The 23340-nt window shown below is 43.6% G+C and carries 17 protein-coding genes and 1 tRNA gene; 12 read left to right on the top strand and 6 right to left on the bottom strand.

The features are described from left to right. Positions 1 to 138 precede the first annotated feature (138 nt). From KIV41_RS08470 to KIV41_RS08460, 3 genes are all read left to right on the top strand, one after another. The gene (locus KIV41_RS08470) at positions 139 to 2151 is read left to right on the top strand and encodes an NADPH-dependent 2,4-dienoyl-CoA reductase (RefSeq protein ID WP_010449460.1); all 2013 of its coding nucleotides are present in this window, start codon (positions 139 to 141) and stop codon (positions 2149 to 2151) included. A 173-nt stretch (positions 2152 to 2324) separates the two neighbouring features. After that, complete coding sequence (locus KIV41_RS08465; protein ID WP_010449457.1) at positions 2325 to 2873, top strand: NAD(P)H nitroreductase; 549 nt, start codon at positions 2325 to 2327, stop codon at positions 2871 to 2873. A 99-nt stretch (positions 2874 to 2972) separates the two neighbouring features. After that, positions 2973 to 4940, top strand: coding sequence for a DNA topoisomerase III (locus KIV41_RS08460; RefSeq protein WP_285336081.1), 1968 nt, complete (start codon positions 2973 to 2975; stop codon positions 4938 to 4940). Between the two features lie 62 nt (positions 4941 to 5002). On the opposite strand, the gene KIV41_RS08455 is transcribed toward KIV41_RS08460, so the two are convergent. After that, a complete protein-coding gene (locus KIV41_RS08455; protein ID WP_009707305.1) occupies positions 5003 to 5209 on the bottom strand; it encodes a hypothetical protein in 207 nt (68 codons plus the stop codon). Positions 5210 to 5360: 151 nt separating this feature from the next. After that, positions 5361 to 6050 (bottom strand): SDR family oxidoreductase, encoded by a 690-nt coding sequence (locus tag KIV41_RS08450; RefSeq protein WP_171306228.1) that lies wholly within the window; start codon positions 6048 to 6050, stop codon positions 5361 to 5363. 281 nt (positions 6051 to 6331) lie between these two features. Between KIV41_RS08450 and KIV41_RS08445 the strand changes: the two genes are divergently transcribed. From KIV41_RS08445 to KIV41_RS08430, 4 genes are all read left to right on the top strand, one after another. Continuing rightward, the gene (locus tag KIV41_RS08445; protein ID WP_285336080.1) at positions 6332 to 7261 is read left to right on the top strand and encodes a histone deacetylase; all 930 of its coding nucleotides are present in this window, start codon (positions 6332 to 6334) and stop codon (positions 7259 to 7261) included. A gap of 178 nt (positions 7262 to 7439) precedes the next feature. After that, positions 7440 to 9128 (top strand): Hsp70 family protein, encoded by a 1689-nt coding sequence (locus KIV41_RS08440; RefSeq protein WP_285336079.1) that lies wholly within the window; start codon positions 7440 to 7442, stop codon positions 9126 to 9128. 10 nt (positions 9129 to 9138) lie between these two features. Then, positions 9139 to 9903: a DUF1266 domain-containing protein gene (locus KIV41_RS08435; RefSeq protein WP_010449446.1), complete on the top strand. Its 765-nt coding sequence runs from the start codon at positions 9139 to 9141 to the stop codon at positions 9901 to 9903. Continuing rightward, positions 9903 to 12704, top strand: coding sequence for a J domain-containing protein (locus KIV41_RS08430; protein ID WP_285336078.1), 2802 nt, complete (start codon positions 9903 to 9905; stop codon positions 12702 to 12704). The genes KIV41_RS08435 and KIV41_RS08430 overlap by 1 nt, the downstream gene beginning before the upstream one ends. Before the next feature lie 604 nt (positions 12705 to 13308). Here KIV41_RS08430 and KIV41_RS08425 read toward each other — a convergent pair. The 3 genes from KIV41_RS08425 to KIV41_RS08415 form a co-directional block, all read right to left on the bottom strand. Beyond that, positions 13309 to 13399 (bottom strand) — tRNA-Ser (locus KIV41_RS08425). 142 nt (positions 13400 to 13541) lie between these two features. Then, the gene (locus tag KIV41_RS08420) at positions 13542 to 15350 is read right to left on the bottom strand and encodes a DUF3413 domain-containing protein (protein ID WP_285336077.1); all 1809 of its coding nucleotides are present in this window, start codon (positions 15348 to 15350) and stop codon (positions 13542 to 13544) included. Positions 15351 to 15372: 22 nt separating this feature from the next. Further along, complete coding sequence (locus KIV41_RS08415; protein WP_010449442.1) at positions 15373 to 15600, bottom strand: YejL family protein; 228 nt, start codon at positions 15598 to 15600, stop codon at positions 15373 to 15375. 85 nt (positions 15601 to 15685) lie between these two features. Between KIV41_RS08415 and yejK the strand changes: the two genes are divergently transcribed. The 3 genes from yejK to KIV41_RS08400 all read left to right on the top strand — a co-directional run bounded on the left by yejK (position 15686) and on the right by KIV41_RS08400 (position 19386). Continuing rightward, positions 15686 to 16684: a nucleoid-associated protein YejK gene (gene yejK, locus KIV41_RS08410; protein ID WP_010449441.1), complete on the top strand. Its 999-nt coding sequence runs from the start codon at positions 15686 to 15688 to the stop codon at positions 16682 to 16684. A gap of 114 nt (positions 16685 to 16798) precedes the next feature. Continuing rightward, positions 16799 to 18109, top strand: a complete 1311-nt coding sequence (locus KIV41_RS08405) for an Hpt domain-containing protein (RefSeq protein ID WP_182027249.1) — start codon at positions 16799 to 16801, stop codon at positions 18107 to 18109. 113 nt (positions 18110 to 18222) lie between these two features. Continuing rightward, complete coding sequence (locus KIV41_RS08400; protein ID WP_182027248.1) at positions 18223 to 19386, top strand: chemotaxis protein; 1164 nt, start codon at positions 18223 to 18225, stop codon at positions 19384 to 19386. 80 nt (positions 19387 to 19466) lie between these two features. Here the strand turns inward: KIV41_RS08400 and nhaC are convergent, their stop codons facing one another. Further along, complete coding sequence (gene nhaC / locus KIV41_RS08395; RefSeq protein ID WP_010449438.1) at positions 19467 to 20900, bottom strand: Na+/H+ antiporter NhaC; 1434 nt, start codon at positions 20898 to 20900, stop codon at positions 19467 to 19469. Between the two features lie 437 nt (positions 20901 to 21337). Between nhaC and asd the strand changes: the two genes are divergently transcribed. Continuing rightward, a complete protein-coding gene (gene asd / locus KIV41_RS08390; protein ID WP_252040931.1) occupies positions 21338 to 22453 on the top strand; it encodes an aspartate-semialdehyde dehydrogenase in 1116 nt (371 codons plus the stop codon). A gap of 122 nt (positions 22454 to 22575) precedes the next feature. Then, positions 22576 to 23088: a type II secretion system protein gene (locus KIV41_RS08385; protein WP_071234639.1), complete on the top strand. Its 513-nt coding sequence runs from the start codon at positions 22576 to 22578 to the stop codon at positions 23086 to 23088. The last annotated feature ends 252 nt before the right edge of the window (positions 23089 to 23340 follow it).

Raw genomic sequence — 23340 nt, 5'->3', positions numbered from 1 at the left:
CTTATCACGGCAATTCAACAATTGGCATATTTTAACGTGAGATTGACGTGTGTTGCAAAAATGTAAACGGCTGTTTGATTTTTTGATTTTTGCGGCGTACTGTGGTCAGACCACAACAATAAAAATGGATGTTTAGTGATGTCTGCCATGTACCCGAACTTGTTAAAGCCACTGGACTTAGGTTTTACACAACTACGAAACCGTGTCCTGATGGGATCAATGCACACAGGCCTAGAAGAGCATAAAGAAGGTCTACAAAAGCTTGCCGCGTTTTATGAAGAACGTGCAAAAGGCGGTGTAGGTCTGATCGTGACGGGCGGTTTCTCTCCCAATCTACGTGGTCGATTACATCCTTTGAGTGCAGAGTTCAGTAAACCTAAGCATGCTAAAGCACACAAGGTTGTGACAGAAGCCGTACATAAACATGGCGGTAAGATCGCTCTGCAAATCCTTCATGCTGGGCGCTATGCAATGCACCCATTCGCACAAAGTGCGTCAGGCATGAAAGCGCCAATCGCGAAGTTTGCCCCAAGTGAAATGAGTGCTCGCCAAATTAAAAATACCATCGAAGCATTTGCTAATAGTGCAGAGCTGGCTCAGCTAGCTGGCTATGATGGTGTTGAACTGATGGGCTCTGAAGGTTATTTGATTAACCAATTCTTATGTAAACGTACCAACATGCGATATGACGAATGGGGTGGCAGTTATAAAAAACGTATGCGCTTCCCGGTTGAAATCGTTAAAGCGGTACGCAAAGCGGTCGGTGAAAAATTCATTATTATCTTCCGTCTTTCAATGCTTGATTTGGTCGAGCAAGGAAGCACGTTTGAGGATGTAATTGAGTTAGCGAAAGCGTTAGAAGAAGCAGGCGTAACCATTATCAACACGGGTATTGGTTGGCACGAAGCACGTATTCCGACCATTGCCACTCAGGTTCCTCGTGGGGCATTCACGTGGGTGACAGAGAAAGTCAAACCTCATGTGTCAGTGCCTATTATCACCTGTAATCGTATCAATACCCCAGACGATGCCGAACGTATTCTCTCATCTGGGCAAGCAGATATGGTCTCAATGGCGCGCCCTTTCTTAGCTGACCCTTATTTTGTTGCCAAAGCGGAGCAAGAGAAATCTCAGTTAATCAATACGTGTATTGGCTGTAACCAAGCCTGCTTGGATAATGTTTTCAAAGGTAAGCGCGCAAGCTGTTTGGTTAACCCGCTGGCGTGTTACGAAACGGAAATCGTTGTTGAAGACGCTTTCAAGAAGAAAAACATTGCTGTAGTCGGTGCTGGACCTGCGGGTTTGGCTTGTGCGACGACACTGGCTGAGCGTGGGCATAAAGTTGATTTGTTTGAGAAGAATGATCGCATTGGCGGTCAGTTCCGCTTAGCGATGCAGATTCCGGGTAAAGAAGAGTTCCGTGAGACTATTCGTTACTTTGCAAACCGCATTGAAGAAACCGGTGTGAATCTGCATCTAGAGACAGAAGCCAATTATGATTTACTTACTGAGTACGATGAAGTCGTCATGGCATCAGGTGTTGAGCCACGTAAAGTCAAAATCGATGGTATTGATAACCCAGAGAAAGTCGTCGACTACCAAACGTTGATTCGAGATAAAACCCCAGTTGGTGAGAAAGTTGCGATCGTCGGCGCTGGTGGTATTGGTGTGGATGTTGCCACCATGATTACAGAGCCTGTCGGCCAAACACTTGATGATTGGCTGCACGAATGGGGCATCGATAAAGAGATGTCTCAACCGGGCGGTTTGTATCCTTATCCAGATGCGGTGAGCGATAAAGAAGTGTGGGTGCTTCAACGTCGTAAGGGACGTGTAGGTAAAGGCCCAGGTAAAACGACCGGTTGGATTCACAAACGTACATTAGAGAAGCGCGGCGTTCACCTGTACGGTGGCGTATCGTACGACAAAATTGATGATGCGGGTTTACATATCCATGTGAATGGCAAAGAGCAGTTGTTAGAAGCCGACAAAGTGGTGATTTGTGCTGGTCAAGAGTCAGTTCGCCCATTCGAAGATAAATGGCATGAATTGGGAGAGAAGCTGCATATCATCGGTGGTGCCGATCATGCTGGTGAACTGGATGCGGTTCGGGCCATTCGTCAAGGCGTTAAATTAGCAGTGAAACTCTAACTCCTCGACACATATCTTAATTTTTTCATTCGTTCTTAACTTTTATAGCTGCGCCAAGTGCGCAGCTTTTTTTGTTTCTAAGTCCCTATAAAACAGAGTGTTATTTGGGAAAGTGGATTATGCTAAAGTGAGTTGCGTAAAAAATAATAACTCAATCAAATAAGGATTTGCTCATGGAAGCTCTCGAACTTTTGCTCAACCGTCGTTCTATTGCCAAGTTGTCTGAGCCCGCCCCAGAAGGTAAAGCGCTTGAAAACATCATTCGAGCAGGCCTACGAGCCCCTGATCATGCAGCGCTAACACCTTGGCGTTTTGTTATTGCTCAGGGTGATGGCCTGAAGAGGCTGTCTGATATTCTAGTTAAAGCAGCAGAGGCGGAAGAGAGTGATGAGGCGGTTGTTGAGAAAGTGAGAAATGCTCCTTTCCGTGCTCCTATGGTAGTTACTATTATTGCTAAAGTGACAGAGCATGAAAAAGTGCCAGCACTTGAACAGTACCTTTCTGCCGGTTGTGCTGCACAAGCTATGCAGATGGCAGCGGTGGCTCAGGGTTTCCAAGGTTTCTGGCGTTCAGGTAAGTGGATGTTCCATCCAGAAGTACACCAAGCTTTTGGCCTTGAAGGCGAAGACCAAATCGTCGGCTTCTTATACTTGGGAACACCAGGTTGTACCCCAATGAAGGTACCTCAAAGAAACCTCTCTGATTATGTCGAGTTTCTTTAATCAAAGGATGACTCTTACTGTTTATCTGTACAGTTCTTCTTGATTTATTAGGGCGACATTGGATAATGTGGCCCTAATTGTTTTTACTTCCAAGTCCTTATGTCTCGTCTGTTTATTGCTGAAAAACCAAGTTTAGGTCGCGCGATCGCGGCGGCTTTGCCAAATCCCCAAAAGAAAGACCAAGGCTTTATCCGTTGTGGTAATGGAGATGTGGTCACATGGTGTATTGGCCACTTGTTAGAGCAAGTCGAGCCCGATGCTTATGACGAACGTTATAAGAAATGGAATATGGCAGATTTGCCTATCGTTCCACAGCAATGGCAACTGAGACCGCGAAAAAGCGCGAGTAAACAGCTTACGGTGATCCGTAAACTCCTCAAAGACGCGACAGAGGTTATCCACGCAGGAGACCCAGACCGAGAAGGTCAATTGTTGGTGGACGAGGTTCTGGATTACTGCAAGCTTTCCAAAACTAAGAAAGAAGCTACACAGCGACTTCTTATCTCTGACTTAAACTTACCCGCGGTAAAGCGTGCGTTAAGCTCAATGCGTAGCAATCGTGATTTTATTCCTCTTTCTGTGTCGGCTCTGGCCCGTTCTCGTGCTGATTGGCTTTACGGAATGAATATGTCTCGCGCTTATACCTTACTGGGACAAAAAGCGGGTTATCAAGGTGTTTTATCTGTGGGGCGTGTGCAAACACCAGTGCTTGGTTTGGTGGTACGCCGAGATGAAGAAATCGAAAACTTTGTACCCAAAGATTACTTCACGTTGCATGCTCTGATCCCTTATCAAGATCAAAATGGCTCGTTTGATATTCGTGCGCGCTGGAAGCCAAGTGAAGCCTGTAAGCCTTGGCAAGATGAGGAAGGGCGTGTTCTCAGCAGAAAGCTGGTCGAGAACGTGGCGAACCGCATTACCAACCAACCTGCGAAAGTGACCGAGTCGGAACAAAAGCAAACCAAGCAATTTGCACCACTACCATATTCATTATCCGCATTGCAGATTGATGCTGCCAAGCGTTATGGCATGAGTGCGCAGCAGGTGCTGGATACTTGTCAGGCGCTGTATGAGAAGCACAAGCTGATCACGTACCCACGCTCTGATTGCCGTTACTTACCGATGGAGCATTATTCGCAAGCGGGATCAGTGACTTCTGCTATTGCTAACAATGCCAAAGAGTTACAAGGCGCGGTGCAAGGTGCTGACTTATCGATTAAGTCTAAAGCGTGGAACGACAAAAAGGTGGATGCTCACCATGCGATTATTCCAACGCCAAAACAAGCAAATGTGAACGCGCTATCTGGCAATGAGATGAAGGTATATCAACTTATTGCACGACAATACTTGATGCAGTTTTATCCGGCAGCGGTTTATGCTGAGGCGAAGCTGGTGTTTGATATTGCTGGTGGTATGTTTATCGCCAAAGGTCGTCAGCTCGTATCACCGGGCTGGAAAGCGTTAATGGGGAAAACGGATAAAGAAGATGATGGCATTGATGCGGTTCCGCCGTTAGCAGAAGGGACCGTACTGACTTGTCGTGAAGGTGAAATTAAAGATCGTAAGACTGAACCACCAAAGCACTTTACCGAAGCTACATTACTTCAAGCCATGACGGGCATTGCGCGTTATGTAGCAGATAAAGAATTGAAGAAGATATTGCGCGACACCGATGGCTTAGGAACGGAAGCGACTCGAGCCGGTATTCTGGATACGCTGTTTAAGCGCCAGTTGCTGACTCGTCAGGGTAAATCGATTTTGAGTTCGCCAGCGGGGCGTGGCTTGATTCATGCGCTACCAATGGATGCGACTTATCCTGATATGACAGCGCATTGGGAGCACCAATTACAAGGAATGGCAGAACGAAATCAAGCGTATCAGCCTTTCATGCAAGCGTTAGAACAGCGTATTGATGGATTGATGGGCGAAGTGAAATCGGGTCCGATTCCTGATTCTTTACGTCATCTTCCTAAAGTAGAACGACCAGCATTCAAGCGTAAGAAGCGCAGCTATTCGAAAGGTGGTACATCGAAAACGACGAGCACTAAACGTAAATCCTCTAAATAACTCATGTTTACCTACAACTAAGCGGCACCATCCAATGCCGCTTTCTGATATTGATGTCATGACTAGTCGAACAAGTTATCGTTCTTGTCGATTGCGCCTCTGACATCGTCTTGAGTTAACACTCGTTTACCTAAATCCTGTTTTACTTGTCGTCCTAAGTCGATCAGCGTATCGCGATTCGCTTGAGTTTGACGTTTACCTGCACTTCTTAAGCAGTAATTGAGCTCATGATCTTCACTGAAATTCACCAGATCTTTATCTGCTGCCATGGTTACTCTCCTTAGTGGGGTTAATACCTCACTAAGTCTGGATAGGAAACGGTGAAATTCAAGTTGAGTGACGAGATTGGAGAAATGAAAAATGGGCGACGAATCCAGGAACCTGTTCGTCGCCCAACATTAACTTATTGATAAATGCCTATTACCAAGGCAATTGTGTTCCGTCGTAGTTAATAAACTGGCCAGAATTTTCTTGCGTGCTTTGCTCTATGACTTTTGCTAACCCTGCAGCAGAGGTTTTAGTGTCGATAAGCGCATTTGGTCCGCCCATTGCAGTGCGTACCCAGCCTGGATGAAGCGCAAGCACAGTGAACCCTTCATCGGTTAAATCGTTACTTAAGCTCTTAACAACGGAGTTAAGTGCCGCTTTGGAAGAGCGGTAGATGTAACCACCACCAGAGGTGTTTTCCGTCATGCTGCCAACTTTAGAAGAGATACACGCCACCTTCTTCGAGCTACCTCTTTGTAGCAGCGGGTAAAAAGTTTCCACTAGTTTTAATGGTGCGATGGTATTTATCTCGAAGACCTTTCTCCATTCTTCGATATCAGTGTTACCAAAGCCATAGCCTTTAGGACCGTAGTAACCTGCGTTGTTAATCAGCACGTCGATAGCCGATAGCTTGCTAGCTAGCTCTGCGACTTGCTGGTAATTAGTGACGTCCAATTGATGCAAAGTTAATGTGCGGTAGTTTGATGCTAATGCTTGTAGCTCTGAGCTCTCTGCTAGGTTACGGCTAGTCGCGTGTACTTGAGCACCTTTTTGTAAATACAGTTCAGCTAAACTCAAGCCAATACCGCGATTCGCACCAGTGATAAAGACTGTTTGACTCATGGAAATACCTATCTATCTGATTCAATGAGTTTACTAGGAGATAGAATCATTGTGTTAGCTTAAGGCGATAAAATCAACTAACCACCACGCACCTAGCATCATCGACATGAATAGAGATATCGCGCAGAAAGAGCCAAAGAAAGTACCAAGGATCGTATATAAGGTTTTATTCATAACAGAAGGAAATTAATTGATATTGAAAATCATTATCAATTAATTTCCTTTTTAATCAACTCTTGGAGTTGGTACTATTTCACAACGATTTATGAAAAGAATGTCTCATGCTACCCCTTATCTATCACCCTATTTACTCACAACTTGAGCTGCCAGAAGGCCATCGCTATCCGATAATGAAATATCACTATCTCTATCAAGCGGTAGTGGAGAAGCTAGCGACCAAAGGGTGGGGAGAACAAATTGAATTCTTCCAACCAAACCCTCTGAGTGTGGATGATGTTAAACGCGTTCATAGTGGAGAGTACGTTGATTTGTTGGTGACTGGCAGCATGCCAGCAGTCAAAATGCGTCGAATCGGGTTCCCTTGGAGTGAGGCCCTCATCGCTCGGACACTCACGTCAACAGCAGGTACGGTGTTGACAGCAGAGATGGCGCTAGAGCATGGCGTCGCCATTCATCTCAGCGGCGGTTATCATCACGCACACAAAGACTTTGGTAGTGGCTTCTGCCTTTTCAATGATCTTGCTATCGCGGCGAAGCACATGCTGGATCATGACCATATTGACAAGGTGATGATCATTGACAGCGACGTACACCATGGTGATGGAACGGCGACTCTGTGCGAGGACGAACCTGACATCATCACGTTGTCTTTCCATTGTGATAAGAACTTCCCAGCGAGAAAGCCAGATTCCGATCTTGATGTCCCTTTGAGTCGTGATACCAGTGATGAAACGTTCTTAATGACGTTTAAAGAAGTGGTTGAAATGGCTATTAACTTACATCGTCCAGACATGGTGATTTACGATGCTGGTGTGGATATTCATACCGACGATGAACTGGGTTATTTTGACGTGTCGACAGAAGGTATATTTGAGCGAGACCGTTTTTTAATGCAGTCAATGAAAGACAAAGGTATTCCTGTCGCGGCCGTCGTTGGTGGCGGGTATCGAAGTGACCACGCTGACTTGGTGCCTATCCATATGCAGCTTATCGAAGCTGTGGCTCAAGTGTATGCGTTTGAACAATTTTAAGGTCTCACTGATAAAAAAAGTTAAAGGGATTCGCATGTCAGCGCGCTTATATTGGTAACTTAATGTAATTATTAACTTTTTTGACAGGAGTGCGTGACTTTTCTGGAACGCTATTCAAGGTTATTTGTTGATTTAGTAGGCACAATAGTCCCTATTTAATTCAATTGGTTTCTTATCCGTGCATAGCGTTGAAGTTAATCATAAATTGGCCATAGGAATTGATCTCGGGACAACTAATAGCGCGATATCTGTATGGCAAGATGATAAAGCGGTGTTTATCCCGAACAGTTTAGGGAAATTCTTAACACCTTCAGTTGTAGCGATTAATGAGAAAGACGAACTTTTGGTTGGCGAAGCTGCCAAATCGCGTTTAGTTACAAATCCACTTTGTTCAGTCGCTTCTTTTAAGCGGTTTTTGGGCACGAATAAGACGTTTAAGCTGGCTAAAAAGGAATACAACGCAGTAGAGTTGTGTTCACTGATTCTCGCTTCGCTAAAACAAGATGCTGAAACATACTTGTCTCTGCCTATATCTGATGTGGTTATCTCCGTTCCTGCTTATTTTAATGACTCTCAAAGAAAAGAGGTCAAAGCAGCAGCTCGTTTGGCTGGTCTAAATGCTGTTCGGCTTATCAATGAACCCACCGCTGCATGTTTATCGTATAGCCTGCACAAGCAAGCAAATAGTCGTTTCCTTGTGTTTGACTTAGGCGGGGGAACATTCGATGTAACGGTCGTGGAACACTTTGACAGCTTTATCGAGGTTAGAGCCTCAACAGGAGATAACTTTTTAGGCGGGGATGATTTTACAGATGATGTGATTCATGCAGTCTTAGCCAGATTACAACTTGCCCCAGAGGAGCTTCCACTCTCATTTCTATCCTCTCTTAGAGCTCATTGTGAGACGGCAAAGCATCGTTATGAAGATGGTTTGATCGTTGAAGTCCCAGAGCCTTATGGCCAAAAAATCCAGTTTACCAAACAGGACATGGAGGAAGTTTGGAAAAGTTCTCTCGACCGAATATTACGACCACTTGGGCAAGCTCTATCAGATGCTCGTTTGGAATCAAATCAGATTGATGAGCTCATTTTTGTAGGTGGTGCCACACGACTAAGACTCATCCAGTCAACCGCGAATCGATTGTTAGGCCGTTTCGGCCACAGTGAGATCGATCCTGATCTAGTCGTTGCTCAAGGAGCAGCAATTCAAGCGGCTTGTCGTTTAAGAAACGAACATGTCAGTGAAATCATATTGACTGACGTATGTCCCTATAGTCTTGGCATTCTTTGTCGCCGAGGCGATCGAGAAGGCGTTTTTTCACCAATCATAGAAAGGAATACGATAATTCCAGTTTCTAGGGTTCAGACATTCTCGACCTGCAATGATGACCAAACCGATATATGCGTGGCGATCTATCAAGGAGAGCGCCTTTGGGCTAAGGACAATATATTTATTGATGAGTTTGTAGTAGATATCCCCAAGGGAAAAGCGGGACAAGAGCTAATTGACATAAGGTTTAGCTATGACATCAATGGCTTGTTAGAGGTTGATGTTACTCCTCAATCAACTGGTGAAACCGTCAGTAAAGTTATCGACAAAACGCCAGAAGGTATAAGCCAGGAACAGTTAGAGATGAGTCATGCGAAACTAAGTCGCTTGAAGTTCCATCCTAGAGAGTCAATTCCCAACATTACATTACTCGAAAAACTGCATCAGCTCTATGCCGAAAACACAGCGGAATTTCGAACGGTTATAGAAGAGTACATCTTTGCGTTTGAGATGGCATTGGCGACACAAGATGAGCTCGAGATCAGAGAAAAACGGACATTAATTTATCAACAACTGGGTAGGCTAGGGCTGAAATAATAAGAATACTATGAAATCTCAAAAACTAGATAAGATAAAAGATCAACCTTGTTATAACTGGTTGCTTGCTGTTACTGCGCCGATGTTGCTTTGGAGTTGGGGTACCGATTGGAGCCAGATTTGGATGGCTACTGAATTCAGAGATGGCAGTTTTGAGGAAAACAGAAAGCCCATCACTGAATCGTGGGGGATCCAGAACCATGATGATCTCGTCGAAACTATCAATCGATTACTGAGCTTGGATATGCATGGTTATGGAGGCAGAGGTTTCTTTGACCAAATAGCTTTGACCGGGAAGCACAAGCAACAGGAAATAATAGACAACTTGGAAAGTGACCAGTTAAGAGATGAGTTTAGATTTCATCAAATGGCCTATGATCTCGTCGGTAATTGTCGCTTTTTTGGATTCGATTTGATGAGGGCAACTTATCTTTCTCGTCACGGCTTTGTGTCAGGTTGGCTCTCAGAAGACGAGATGTTGTTTTTTTTATCCTATGCTGCCCGCAAAATTCAATACTTGTTTCCCGATTGGGCCACCTATCATCGCAGTTACATACTGGGTAGAGTGTTTTGGAGATACAGTGTCAACGATGAAGGCCCCGAAATATTATTCACTGATGGAAGTTTTACATGCTATAGCCAATTTTATTCTTGTTTAAATCTCCCGAATGCACCCGTCTGGGATAGTTTACCTTTTGATCTGCAGCTTCCTATTTTTGATGCTCCGGAATCTTTATTTTTAAAAGCCCAAGAAGAACAAAAAGAGGAAGCTTAATGGACATTTGGAAAATACTTGATATCACGAAAACTGAAGATGAAACCGAGATAAAGCGTGCATATCGTGAACAATTGAAGCACAACCACCCAGAGGTGAATCCTGAAGGGTTTAAACAATTAAAACAAGCTTATGATTTGGCGTTAAAAAGCCGTAATGCAGAGACGATTACTCAAGCTTTTCCAACGCGAGAAAAGAGTGACACACCATTAAGTGTGTACAAAGCAACTTTTGATGAGCGAATTTCAGATCCTAAGGTACGTTTTGATATCGTCGGTTGGAAAAAGTGGTCGGAGAAAATTGCCTTATTGGATCTGTCATCTCAGATTAAGATCTCTGATCATGCATTAGACAAAATCATGAAACGACGCTGGTTTCCTGGCGAATTGATTCATTGCTTTTGGCAAATGTTCAACTGGCAACGTTTGATGAAGGGCTCGGAATATGATCAGGAGGTCGCTGACTTCTTAGTTTACTGGGGAGGTGTACAAACTCAAATACCACTTGAAGCACTAAGTGAGTATTGTGCAACTCAACAACGAGCGATAATGATGCGAATTGGGCCATTGTCTTTTTCAACAACATATCAGAATATCGACGATTTTATGCAGTGGTGGCACACGCCGATGCCATCTTCAGAAGTTTTCCATCCTTCGCAATATCTACTATTTCTGAAAGGATGCCAGCTACAAGGTTGGTGGCCAAAAACAGTCGTCCCGGAAGTTGTTGAACAGCTAAATAAATTGCACTTCACTGCTCTTAACTGTGATGAATGGCTGCTTGTTGCTAATGCTTGTAAAGAGTTCGCAATGGAAGACTTGTTTGTGCAATCGTTGAATAATGTGCTGCAAGTGAATCAGAGCAGTTTTGGTTTTGTTGCTGAAGTATTGTCTGATTGGTTTAAAGGACAGCAGCAAGATGTGTCTATGGCTATGGCTGTTGTTGCAGCAGAGATATTACAGAAGCCAAAGGTGCGTTGGTTATTTCCGACACCGTGGGACAAAGAAAAAAGCAAAGATCACGCTCGTTATGAATTTTTCGTCGATACTCTATCAAACGACAAACCTTTCGCAAAAACGATGAGGCCACTTAAGCACGGGGAAATAAACGATCTGAGCGATGAGGTTTATCTCACGCTGTGGTGCGGGTGTTATGGTTCTGCTAACGATTTTCAGCAAACATCAGCCAGAGTTTCTAAGCAACAAAGGGGAGGTGACTTTGGCCTTATGTTCCAAGTGCTTGGAATGTGGTTGCAACACAAGAGCTCTGAGTTGGACTATCCTGAATGGCTGAAAAGTTCTCTTTCTCTATACGGCAATCATGATTGGTTTGACATTCCAGACTTGACCGAAGAACAAGTCTTGGAGCTGAGCTCTGAACAGTGGCAAAACTTATATTTCCGCCATCCACTTTTACCTGATCAATGGTTTAAGTTGCTAGTGAGAAAAGAAATCCTAACAAGGAAACTATTTGTTCGCCAATCACGAGTAAACTGGTTGTCTAGCATTGGCTTTTATCGGGTAGTCTGTCCAGATTACCAATTATTAAGTCCGCTAGGTGGGTTACGCTTTGCAAACGACATAGAGTGGTTGCTGCATTATTATCACCTATCTCCAACCTTACAGAATTATTCTGTTCCTTTACCTTCGACGTCGCTAGATACAGTCGGTGAATGCGCAATCACTGCCGCAAAAGCATTTTTGTTTGATCCGGCAAATGAGCACCTAGACGAGTTTGTAGATATCGAAAAGTACAGTGATCAGTTTATTCTTAAAAAGTTAATCGAACGGCGGATTGAGCACATATCTCAAAATGTAGATTATCAAGAGCTTGCAAAGCAGTCTCTGTCTAGTGGTATGCATTTAGCCGCATTTTCTAGATACTTGATACGAGAAGGGCAATTAGAAGGTGCAGCTGCATGCCTTGCAATCCTAGAGGCTAGATTAGAGGATTGGGCATATCTGGATTTATACGTAGATGTATTAAAATTATGCCTTGAGCGAGAGTTAGACGAGAGAAAAATCGAATATATTGAGTTTAGGTATGATGATGAAACTTACCTCTATGCTGTGTGTTGTGCCTGTTTTGAAGAACCTACAGGGGCAAATAGGTTCATGGCTAAAACCATACCACGCGATAGCTACGAGGTTGGGATTAACTATGTGATTACTCTGATTAAGACTAAACTCGATAAACATAACTTCGATAAATCTTACATTGAGCAACTAGTATCAAAAGACCAAATATCAGCCGAACAAAGTACGATCGCTGAAATTGCGTTGTACCATTTGAACTCTACGATGCAAACTAAATTGGAAGAAGACATTGAACAGAAGGGTAAAAAAGCCAAATCACACAATGCAGGCATATATAATAAACTCGCATTTCTAAATATCGCCCTCTATGTTGTTTGTCGAGATCATCTGATTGGGCTCTCAGAAATTTTCTCCACTCAGAACACGGTTAATATATCTACTAGTATCTCATTGTATGCCTTCTCGTTACTCTTGTTTTTCGCTACTTATGCAAGAACGACTTCTAAGATTAATCGAGATGTGGTGAGGCTGATATATCCGATTTTCTATGTTTGTACGTTATTGTTTGGAAGTTTTTGGGTTGGAATAATACAAGGCTTAGTATTGCTGATTTTCACCTATGGTATTACTAAGTTTAACTTGAACGGAAAGTGGGAGTCCTCGACTTTCCATCGTCGAGAAGTACCTTTATTCGAGCAGATTTATGAACGCAAGCCAGAACCAGAATTATTCAGGTTAGATGCTGATAACGAAATGAGTGCTTAAGAAAGTTGGATGTAGCCTAACTTTGGCTCATCCTAAAACATGTTGACTGTTTATACTGAGCCAACTGCTTACGCAGTTGGCTTTTTTCATGCGTCTGGTTTGGGGGCTCACCAGGAGACTAAGCAGTGGCCTTAATTGTTATAGGCACTTATTTATACCTTTATCTGCCGCTGAATCGACTTGCTTGTAAGTGATGTCGCTTTTTCAAAAGTGTCGACGACCAGTAATTTAAAGCCTAGAGTGTAATCACGCAGGGTGCGCTAACGTAGCGAGCTTTTTTTGAGTGTGTCGGAGTGCTGGGCTTGCATTCAAGGAGGGATTTGAACAAATCCTTCTTTAAGCCTTTAGATACGAAAAAGCCTACTAATTGCTTAGCGGACTTTCTCTAAATGTGGCTTAGAGCCTGGGTTGCGCTCAACTAGGGATTTAGAAATCCCGCAATTTTCTAAGCGCTAAAACGACGAAAGCCCGTTGATTTCTCAACGAGCTTTCTAAATGTCTCGGAGTGCTGGGCTTGCATTCAAGGAGGGATTTGGAGAAATCCCTCTTTAAGCCTTCAGATACGAAAAAGCCCACTAATTGCTTAGCGGGCTTTCTCTAAATGTGGCGGAGAGATAGGGATTTGAACCCTAGATACGCTATTAACGTATGCCGGTTTTCAAGACCGGTGCTTTCAACCACTCAGCCATCTCTCCGTTGTTGAGGCGCATAATATAAGGCTTTGAAAATCTTGTAAACCCCAAAATTGTTCGTTTGCTTATTTCGTGATCACAATTGTGTTGTTTGGTGTTTATTTAAACAAAAACGGCTTTCAAAATGAAAGCCGTTTAAGGTGAGTTAGTTGCTCTTTGTATAGAAACGCTGTAGCTCGGTCAGACCTTGCATTAATACCGGCAGTTTAGGGCTAGTATCACGTAGGCGCTGATAGTCTTGATTATACAGCTTGTAGTTTCCAAACTTGTCGATAACGGTAGTTTGGTTCTCTGTAATAAGTGCAAGCTCTTTAGTATCTCCCGCCAAAATCCAACGGCGACGGCTTTCATCAAATAGATTGCGGCCACTACTGTATTCATTTGGGTTTGATGATACGCCTAGCATGTCTTGAAGCAGGGTAACGGACAGGTCAAGGTGGCTAGTACTATGACTAAACTCTGCAGGCAACATTCCAGGCCAGTGAACAATCATTGGCACTTGAAGTTGATAGCGGCTGTAATTACTGTTTGCACCCCAGCTGTTTGTCTTAGTTTCGTTGAACTCACTACCATGGTTAGAGGTAATAACAACGATGGTGTTTTCTAACAACTGCTGCTCTTCTAGTGTGGTCAGAATGTTTTTCACCGTAGTATCTGCCGACTGCACTGCTTGCTCATAAGCTTGCTTAAATCGCTCACTTGCGCTCAGTTCATTATTGATAGAAGCAGGCTCGGATTCAAAGTTATCTACGGTGGTCACTTCAATGTAGCTAAACCATGGCGTATTAGCTTGCTCTGTTAGCCAAGTATTCCATGCAATCAGCGACTGAGCTTCAGTATGTGCTTGGGCACCATCTAAAGTAGGAGCTAGCTCTAAACCTCGGAAGATAACCTCTGGATATAGATCGTCTTCAAATCCATTCCCGCTGAACAAGCCGAATGAGTAGCCTTGCTCTTGCAATACATTCAGCATAACGGGTGATGAACCCTGTGCTTTAATGCTGCTTGCATAGCTTGTTGGTAAACCATAAAACAAACCAAAGGCGCCAAAAGCATCATTGCTCGAGCTGTAATGGTTGGTAAAGTTTTGATTATCTATTGCAAACTGATAGGTACTTGGCATTTCAGAGGCATTCAGGGCATCTGCACGCAAATTATTGACACTGATCATCAGTACATTGAGCTTATTGCCGCGGCGATTAAACTCTAACTTTTCCAATGGGTAACTAACGAGATCAATGTTGTCACGGTTTTCTTCTAAGCGTTTCAGGTACTCTTCACGATCAAGTAGACCATGTTTTTCCATAAAGCTTTTTGCTGTCATTGGGTACGACAGAGGGAAGTTCGATCGTTGACTTGTAATTGGACTATAGAAATAGGCGTCAGCCCATATATAAACAAGATGGCTAGCCATAAAGCTTAAGAAGAACACTGCAGCGAGTGGTCGGCCAACATGTTTATGAGATAGTTTACGTTGTTTACGCCACACCCACTCGGATAAGCCGAGTTGGAGTAAGAAAATAAGCGGCATTACAACAAAAAGGTGCTGTAAGTCTGCGCTAATGGCGCTTTTATCTTCACTAAACAACAATTCCCAAACGACGGGATTTAAGTGAAGGTTAATGGATTGATAGGCTTGCGTATCAATCAATAAAACGGTTTGACCGACGGTCGCGAATACCACTGCCACCAAACGAAAGAGTTTTCGTGATGGCAGGATAAACGTAAGCGGAAAAAGAACCAGTAAGTAGAGAGCAAATACTAGGAAGCCAAAGTGACCCACCCAGGATACCGCCAGATAAAATTGCCCTAACAAAGTTTCGGGCCAAGGTGACTGGACGATATAGCGTGTACCTATCAACATCGAAGCTATGATGTTGAAGAATGCGAACCAGTGACCCCAACCAACCAGTCGAGATACGCGTTCGCCGTATGAGTTTCCGCTGTCTACCATGTACTTGTTCTATTGTCCGTTATTAGTGTGATTTTGGGGCTTCAAGAGAAGACATTAGTGCCTGAGCAAATTTTTCAGCAATAATCTTACGTTGTGAAGCAGCAACTCGTTGATTTAAGACATTGGTTGCGATATTTCCGGCAATCATTAGCGTTAACTCTGGCGTTGCGGCATGTTTTTCAAGAACAGCACCCACTTCAGCAAGAATTTTCTCTACTTGGTCGTCAGTATATTTAGATGTAATCGGCATAAAGACTCTAATAATGATAGTAAAAGCGGCTTATGATACCCTACAATGCCTAGCAACTTAAACCTTGTCGCAAGATAAAATCACTATGAGCCTTCATCTTTCAAACGTAATATTGCATCAGTTGAGCAAAAATGATCAGGACGAACTGGTTGTTACCTACCGTTCAGACTCTCTCGAAAATGACGCATCCACTGAAAATCTAGTCGCAGAACTGCATCGAGTATTCCATTCTAAAGCAGGAAAAGGCTTTGGCTGCTTCCAGTCAGACAGCGAATTTCAGTTTTGGCTTCAAGAAATGCGCAAAGGAGAACGAAATTTTTATGACTTCTCACAAATTAGTGCAAATCGTTTGAAAGATGAGTTGATTAAATACCCTTTTGCAGACGAAGGTATTTTAGTATTTGCTGAGTACCAAAGCTTAGCTACCGACTATCTGTTTATTGGTATCTTGCCACTGAATCAAAGCTTAAAAGTAACGGAAGGTTTAGATATCAGTGCTACTGACTATCTAGATATCACTAAGATGGACATCGCTGCACGCATCGACCTATCAAGTTACGATACTGACCGTGATTCAAACCGCTACCTTTCTTACATCAAAGGTCGCGTAGGTCGTAAAGTAGCGGACTTTTTCTTGGATTTCCTACAGGCAGATGTGGGTCTAGATACTAAGCAGCAAAACCAAGTCTTGATGCAAGCGGTCGAAGACTTTTGTGCTGACTCAAAGCTTGAGAAGCAAGAAGCGAACGAGTACAAAAAGCAGGTTTACAATTACTGTAACGAACAAATCAAATCCGGCGACGAAGTTCAAATTTCTGAACTGTCTGGTGAATTGCCACCAAGTCAAGATGGCACTAGCTTTATGGATTTCACTAAAGAGCAAGGCTACGAGTTGGAAGAGTCATTCCCTGGTGATCGTTCAACCGTACGTAAGTTGACTAAGTACGTTGGTGCTGGTGGCGGCTTGAATATCAGTTTCGATAGTTTGCTACTTGGTGAGCGTATTTTTTACGATCCAGAAACCGATACCTTGACGATTAAAGGCACGCCTCCAAATCTAAAAGACCAGTTGAGTCGAAATTAATCATTTTCAAAAGAGAGCTAGAGTGGCTCTCTTTTTTTATGTGAGGTAAGCCCAGTAAACCTGTAATTGATGTTATATTCTTGTTATTAATGGAGTTCACCTGAGGGCTAGGGATTGATTCAAGCTAGAAGTGTTTTAAGACGATTTTCTTGGTTGTTGTTTGTCATCTGGAGTATTGCTGCGGTGGCATTGTGGACCAGTTACCGTTCTACAGAGCAGTCTGTGAAAGCCGTTGATGAGCTGGGCACGAAAATCGATGAAGTACGAAATTCATTTCGTTTTGAATTACCTTATCGAGTACAGCATGCTGACGATATCTCGCTAACTCTACAGCTGATCTACGCAGTTAGGTTACAACTTGAAAGCCAATCTAAGAGTGCGTTATGGGCTCCGGATGTCACTCAGTTGCTTTATACGACAGATCGATTTTTAGAAAGTGCGAACAAGTTTGTTACTAGTGATCTTGAGTTGTTATCTCTTGCTGAAGCATTACAAGAAACAAGGGTTGCAGCTGGTGGTAGTGACGCGTTGCAGGCGATGGTTGCTCGCCTTGGGGCACATATATTGGATGCTCTCTTTATAAATCGCGCTAACAATCAAACTTCTTATCAAGAGTTGGATCAATTGTTTATTGAGTCGATGAGTTTACCGCAGGCACAAAGAGACGATTTTCAGCGCTTATTGGCTCAGGCTTCTGGCGTATTGTCTCGCCATGCTCAGGGCAAGTACCTAGTAACCCACCTTTCTAGCCCCGACTTTACTTCTCAGCTACGAAAATTCGAAGATGAAGTACACCTCCGATTAGAGCATCTTATACTCATGATGACTCTATTGAGTGGCAGTTTGTTACTTGTTTTCAGTTATATAGCTTATGAAACCAAACAGCCTCATCCTAATAAAGATCCTCACTTATCTGAACCCCAGCGATTAGGGGGGACTTCTTGTTCTGAACAGGGCATTCAGGAGCCGAATGAAGACGTTAACGATGTGAGTCAGTGTTCAAATCACAAAGCGTCGGACTTTCATGCACCTGCTGCAGTGTATGAACCTAGAGAAACGGCTGAGAGTAAGTTCATTGATATCGATAAAATGTTGGATGCCCTCTCGGGAGATGAAGAATCAGTCAGGATGCTGTTGGATGTGTTTATCCAAGATCATGCTGGTGATTCGGATAAGTTACGCCAATTACTCAGTGAAGATCTCGAACACGCTCAGCGAGTTGCGCATAGTCTAAAAGGTGTTTCTGGTAGTTTAGGAGCGATGCCACTGCACCATATTTCAGCGGAAATCGAAGACTTGCTCAAACAAGGAAGCCAAGTACCAGAAAGTGTGCTGCTTAAGCTGACAACCATACTTGAAAGTACAATACTTTTCGCAAAAGACAGTCTTGAAACTGAAACCCTTCAAGAATCGCTAACGGATTGATATTCCTCTGACTTAAAATAGGTTGCTATGAGGTAAAAGCGTTACCTCAAGCTACTTCGTTAATAAACGGAGTGCTTATCCTGTTCTTATTCTATCGAATATAGGTATTTATCATGTGTTTTCGTCGGTTAGCTGTCACTCTGGCTATATGTCTATCATCAATCCTTTCTGGCTGCTCTTTATTAGAAGTAAAGATCGAGAGCCAGACAGTTCCGTTGACAAAGCAAGAGTTAAATATGCGCATTATGACGCGTGAATACGCTCAGCAATTCTTCGCTCAGGTCGAGCAAGCTGCCGATGTGCTGCATGAACGCTATGAGTCTACGGATAAAGTGAATCAATCTTACATTCTACTTTGGAAAATTAATGCGGAAGAGGGGCTTCAAGCTGCGGCTTATCAAGTGTCACCAATGGCTGCGTTGATTGATACCTGGGTGTTTAGTCACCAAATGAACCAATTCTACAGTGCAGGCGCGGGTAAAGGTTTGTTTGCAACGGATGAAGCAACACAAGTATCTGCTCACTTAGCGAAAGAAGTTGATAAGCTGGCGCAATCTTTGTTGAAGAAGGACGTGTACGTCAAGACTAAGGTGTTCGTAGCTGATTTTGTTGAGAAGTACCCATTTACTGATTTAAGCATGATTCGCACACCTGCTTACCGCGCATGGCTAGCTGCAAACCAAATCAGTGAAGAAGAAGCGGTAACGACTCTCGGTACAATGCCTGAAGCCATTGGTGATGTTTCTGATCGTCTAAGTTTGGTTTCTGAACAAACACCAAAGATCATGACGTGGAAAGCACAGCTATTAGCACTAAACAGTTCGGCAAGTATTGAGCAAGTCAACGCTGCACTGAACAGCCTTAAAGTGACTTCAGAGTCGCTGAAAGACTTTATCGATAATAACCCAGAATATATGCGCAATTTAGCTGAGCAAATGGCCTTGAAGTTGCAGCCCCTAGTGGAAGATATCGATCAAAAAACAGAAGAGCGTTTGTTTCAGTTGAGTGAAGAGCGTCAGGCTTTAGAGTTGATGGTGGCGAGAGAGCGCCAAGAGATAGCTCAAATCATCACAAACGAACGTGAGAAGTTCGCTCAAGATCTCGACCATGTTTCACAAGAGGTTGTGAACCTTGCCATGGATAAACTGATTGAACTCGTGAAGAGCACCATCATCTACTTCATTTTGTTCATTCTAGTGATCTTCTTTGCTCCCCTAGTTTTGGGTTATGCGTTGGGTAAACGTTCAGCGGTAAGAACCAGCACTAAATCTGCTTGATTGGTCAGAACTTAAATGACAAACGTAAAAAAGGACCGAATCGTCGGTCCTTTTTTCTATCTATCGAAAATTAAGAAGACTTAAGCCGTTTGCTGTTTTAGTTCGCCTTCCGCTTCTTCTGTTGCTGGCGCAGTTGGTTCACATTTATCAACAAACCAGCCCATGTAAGAGGTAAAGATTGTCACGATGATACATACGAAGCTTAGCCACATGAATGGCGCGTAAGAAAGCGTTGCGACACCAAGGATACTCGCCATGTAGATACCGTTATCACTCCATGGAACCATACCTGATGTTAGCGTGCCGCCGAACTCAGCGTTACGAGATAGATTCTTACGCTTGTAGCCAAGACGGTCATAGTTCTTCGCACAAATTTTAGGAGTAAGGATCAGCGATACGTACATTGCTGAGCCAAATACGTTGCCCATAAACGCGGTGCCGATAGTACTTGTTGCTAGTGAGCCTGCGCTTTGTACACGTTTTTCAAACAGTTTAGCAATCGTTTCTAGTACACCCACTTTATCTAGTAAGCCACCGAAGCCAAGGCCAAATACGATAACCGCGACAGAACCAAGCATCGAAGACATACCACCACGGTTCAAGATGGAATCAATGAAATCCACGCCTGAAGAAATCGCAAATGGTGCCCAAGCTGTGTTGAACGCTGTTAAGAAGTCCACATCTTGGATCATTACTGCCCAAATAATACCTAGCAGAGAGCCGAAACTGATCACTGGGAAAGAAGGCATACGCATCGCTAGCAGTGCTAACACGATGATCACCGGAACAAAAGAATAAGGCGTAATGAAGAATTGCTGTTCCATTGCCTGGATAACAGAGTCTACTTGGCTCATGTCAACTTTGCCTGCAAAGTGGAAGCCAAATGCAGTGAACATGATGCCAGTGATGATGTAGCTGATCAGCGCGATAGGTAACATGCCCTTGATATGCTCAACCACTTCTACGTTCGACATTGAAGACGCAAGAATTACCGAGTCTGAAAGTGGCGACATTTTGTCACCAAAGTAACAGCCTGATAGAACTGCACCAGCCGTAATTGGAGCCGGAACACCAAGACCTTGACCTATGCCCATCATCGCGATGCCTGCTGTACCAGCCGCACCCCAAGAGGTGCCTGTTGCCAGCGCAGTTAGCGAGCAGATGATCATGGTTGCTAGCAAGAAGATAGAAGGATGAATTGCCTTTAAACCGTAGTAGATGATGGTAGGTACAATACCGCCACTGATCCAAGTACCGACTAAGGCACCTACAGCAAGAAGAATAAGCACTGCACCTAAGCCATTAGAAATACCATTTAGTGCTGCTTTTTCAAGATCTTTGTATTGGTGACCTAATCTTAGGCCCAATAGCATGATAATGAACCAACCAATATACAGTGCCAGCTGAATTGGAAGGTCTAGTTTGGCAGTAAATGAAAATGCCAAAAGTAGAAACAAACCTAGCGAGATAAATACCTGTATCAGACTAGGAAGACGTGTTGTAACTTGCTTCATATGTGCCTCTGTCGTTCATGGAGCAATAGAGGAAGGCCGCTCCCTGTTTTAATCGCGCATAACATACATTAACAAAAATTATATTTCGAACATTTGGTGCTTTATCTTGACTTTCGTCCGTAAAAACGTTTGCTTGTAAAATTAATAACTGAAAAAGATTAAATTTAATGGTTTGAAATGTTTTGTGGTGTAAAAATCGTGTGCTTCAATTGTTATTTTCTCACTGAGTGGTAAGACCAAAGGATAAAGGGAGAGTGATGTTTCAGGGGCGATAGATAACGGGATGAATATGAAAATGCGATAAAATACCCCAAGTAGGTATCTTTCTCAGTAAAGGTTAAAAAAGTTGCGTTTATTTGCAAATTAGGGCTTGAGATTTTGTGTCGAAAATTGAACTATGGAGCAAGTTTTAAAAATATACATGGAGAGTTAATGCGATGAGAGTAGGTTTAGTTGGTTGGCGCGGCATGGTCGGTTCGGTTCTGATGCAGCGTATGGTCGAAGAGAAAGACTTCGATTTGATTGAACCAGTTTTCTACAGCACGTCTCAAATAGGTATCCCAGCTCCAAACCTAGGTAAAGAAGCTGGTCTACTTCAAGATGCGTTCGATATTGACAGCTTAAAACAGCTTGATGCGGTAATTACGTGTCAAGGTGGTGGTTACACAGAGAAAGTTTATCCAGCACTACGCCAGGCTGGTTGGAAAGGCTACTGGATTGATGCAGCTTCTACACTACGTATGGCGGAAGACTCTATCATCACTCTAGACCCAGTAAACCTAGCGCAAATTCAACAAGGCATTCACGGTGGCACCAACACGTTTGTTGGTGGTAACTGTACAGTAAGCTTGATGCTAATGGGCCTTGGTGGTCTGTTCGAGAAAGGTTTAGTTGAGTGGACAAGTGCAATGACGTACCAAGCAGCGTCTGGCGCAGGTGCACAAAACATGCGTGAGTTGATCTCTCAGATGGGCGTAATCAACGACTCTGTAAGCTCTGAATTGGCAAACCCAGCAAGTTCTATTCTGGATATCGATAAAAAAGTTGCCGACACAATGCGTAGCTCTTCATTCCCAACCGATAAGTTTGGTGTGCCTCTAGCGGGTTCTTTGATTCCTTGGATCGACGTTAAACGCGACAACGGTCAGAGTAAAGAAGAGTGGAAAGCGGGCGTAGAAGCAAACAAAATCCTTGGTTTCCAAGATGCGCGTGTTCCTATCGACGGTACTTGTGTACGTATCGGTGCGATGCGTTGTCACTCTCAAGCATTGACCATTAAGCTCAAGCAAAACGTGCCAATGGATGAAATCGAAGAAATCATCGCAACGCACAATGATTGGGTTAAAGTGGTGCCAAATGATCGTGACATCACCGCTCAAGAGCTAACACCAGCGAAGGTGACTGGTACGTTGTCTATCCCAGTTGGCCGTCTGCGTAAGATGGCAATGGGTGATGACTTCCTAAACGCTTTCACTGTAGGTGACCAACTATTGTGGGGTGCAGCGGAACCACTTCGTCGTACTCTGCGCATTATCCTGGCAGAGAAAGCGTAACCTGTCTTATAAATGAGATGTTAAACCGAAAGCGCCCAATGGGCGCTTTTTTGATATTCACGTGACAAAAAATTGACTTTTGACCTTTAGCTTTGCTGCGTCTTACAAATCGGAGCGCTGTTATGAAGCAAACATCTAAAGGTTTCACCCTTATTGAACTCGTTGTTGTCATTGTTATTTTAGGCATTCTTGCAGTCGTTGCTGCACCGCGCTTTTTAAACTTACAGCATGACGCTCGGGTCTCTTCAATTCAGGGCATGGCAGCCTCTGTGCACAACGCTGCGGAACTTGCTTTCGGTAAATCGGCTATTGAAGGACAAGAAAAGCTTCCGGCGTACCATGTTGATGGTGCAGGTAGCGTCCAATTTGGTTACCCAATTGTAGAAAATGGTGGTCTAGAACAGTTTATGACGGCTGACATGAACTACAAAAACGGTGATGGTGAATGGGTCTGGGATGCATTCAATACTGGTAAAACTCCAGCCGATCCAAACTATCGAGTGATCACACAATCAAAGTGGGTGAAAGCTTATGACCGAGACTCAATCAAAGCGAGTAACTGCTATGTAAAATACACCACCGCAATGGAAGAGGGTGATGATTACAAGGTAGAAGTCTTCACTGATGGTTGCTAAACCAAGAGCGGGCTTCGTCCTGCGGGAATGCTTTGTTTCGTGAGAGCCAAAAGCGATGGAAAAGCCGATGTTAGTTCATCGGCTTAATTATATGGTCCGCCCCACTCTCAAGCCCTTAAGCTTAGAGTAGGCTCTCAGAATGAGGTGAACCATATGTCTTCTATTCATATTTTAGGTATCGACCTAGGCAAGCACTGTTTCCACGCTATCGCTCATAACCGTTCAGGTGCAGAAGTATTACGTCGTAAGTTT

Origin of the sequence: Vibrio sp. D401a (genome assembly GCF_030248515.1) — a bacterium.
In the GTDB taxonomy this organism is placed as follows: Bacteria; Pseudomonadota; Gammaproteobacteria; order Enterobacterales; family Vibrionaceae; genus Vibrio; species Vibrio rotiferianus.
The sequence above is the reverse complement of the archived record's forward strand: the minus strand, read 5'-3'. Positions and strand labels throughout refer to the sequence as shown.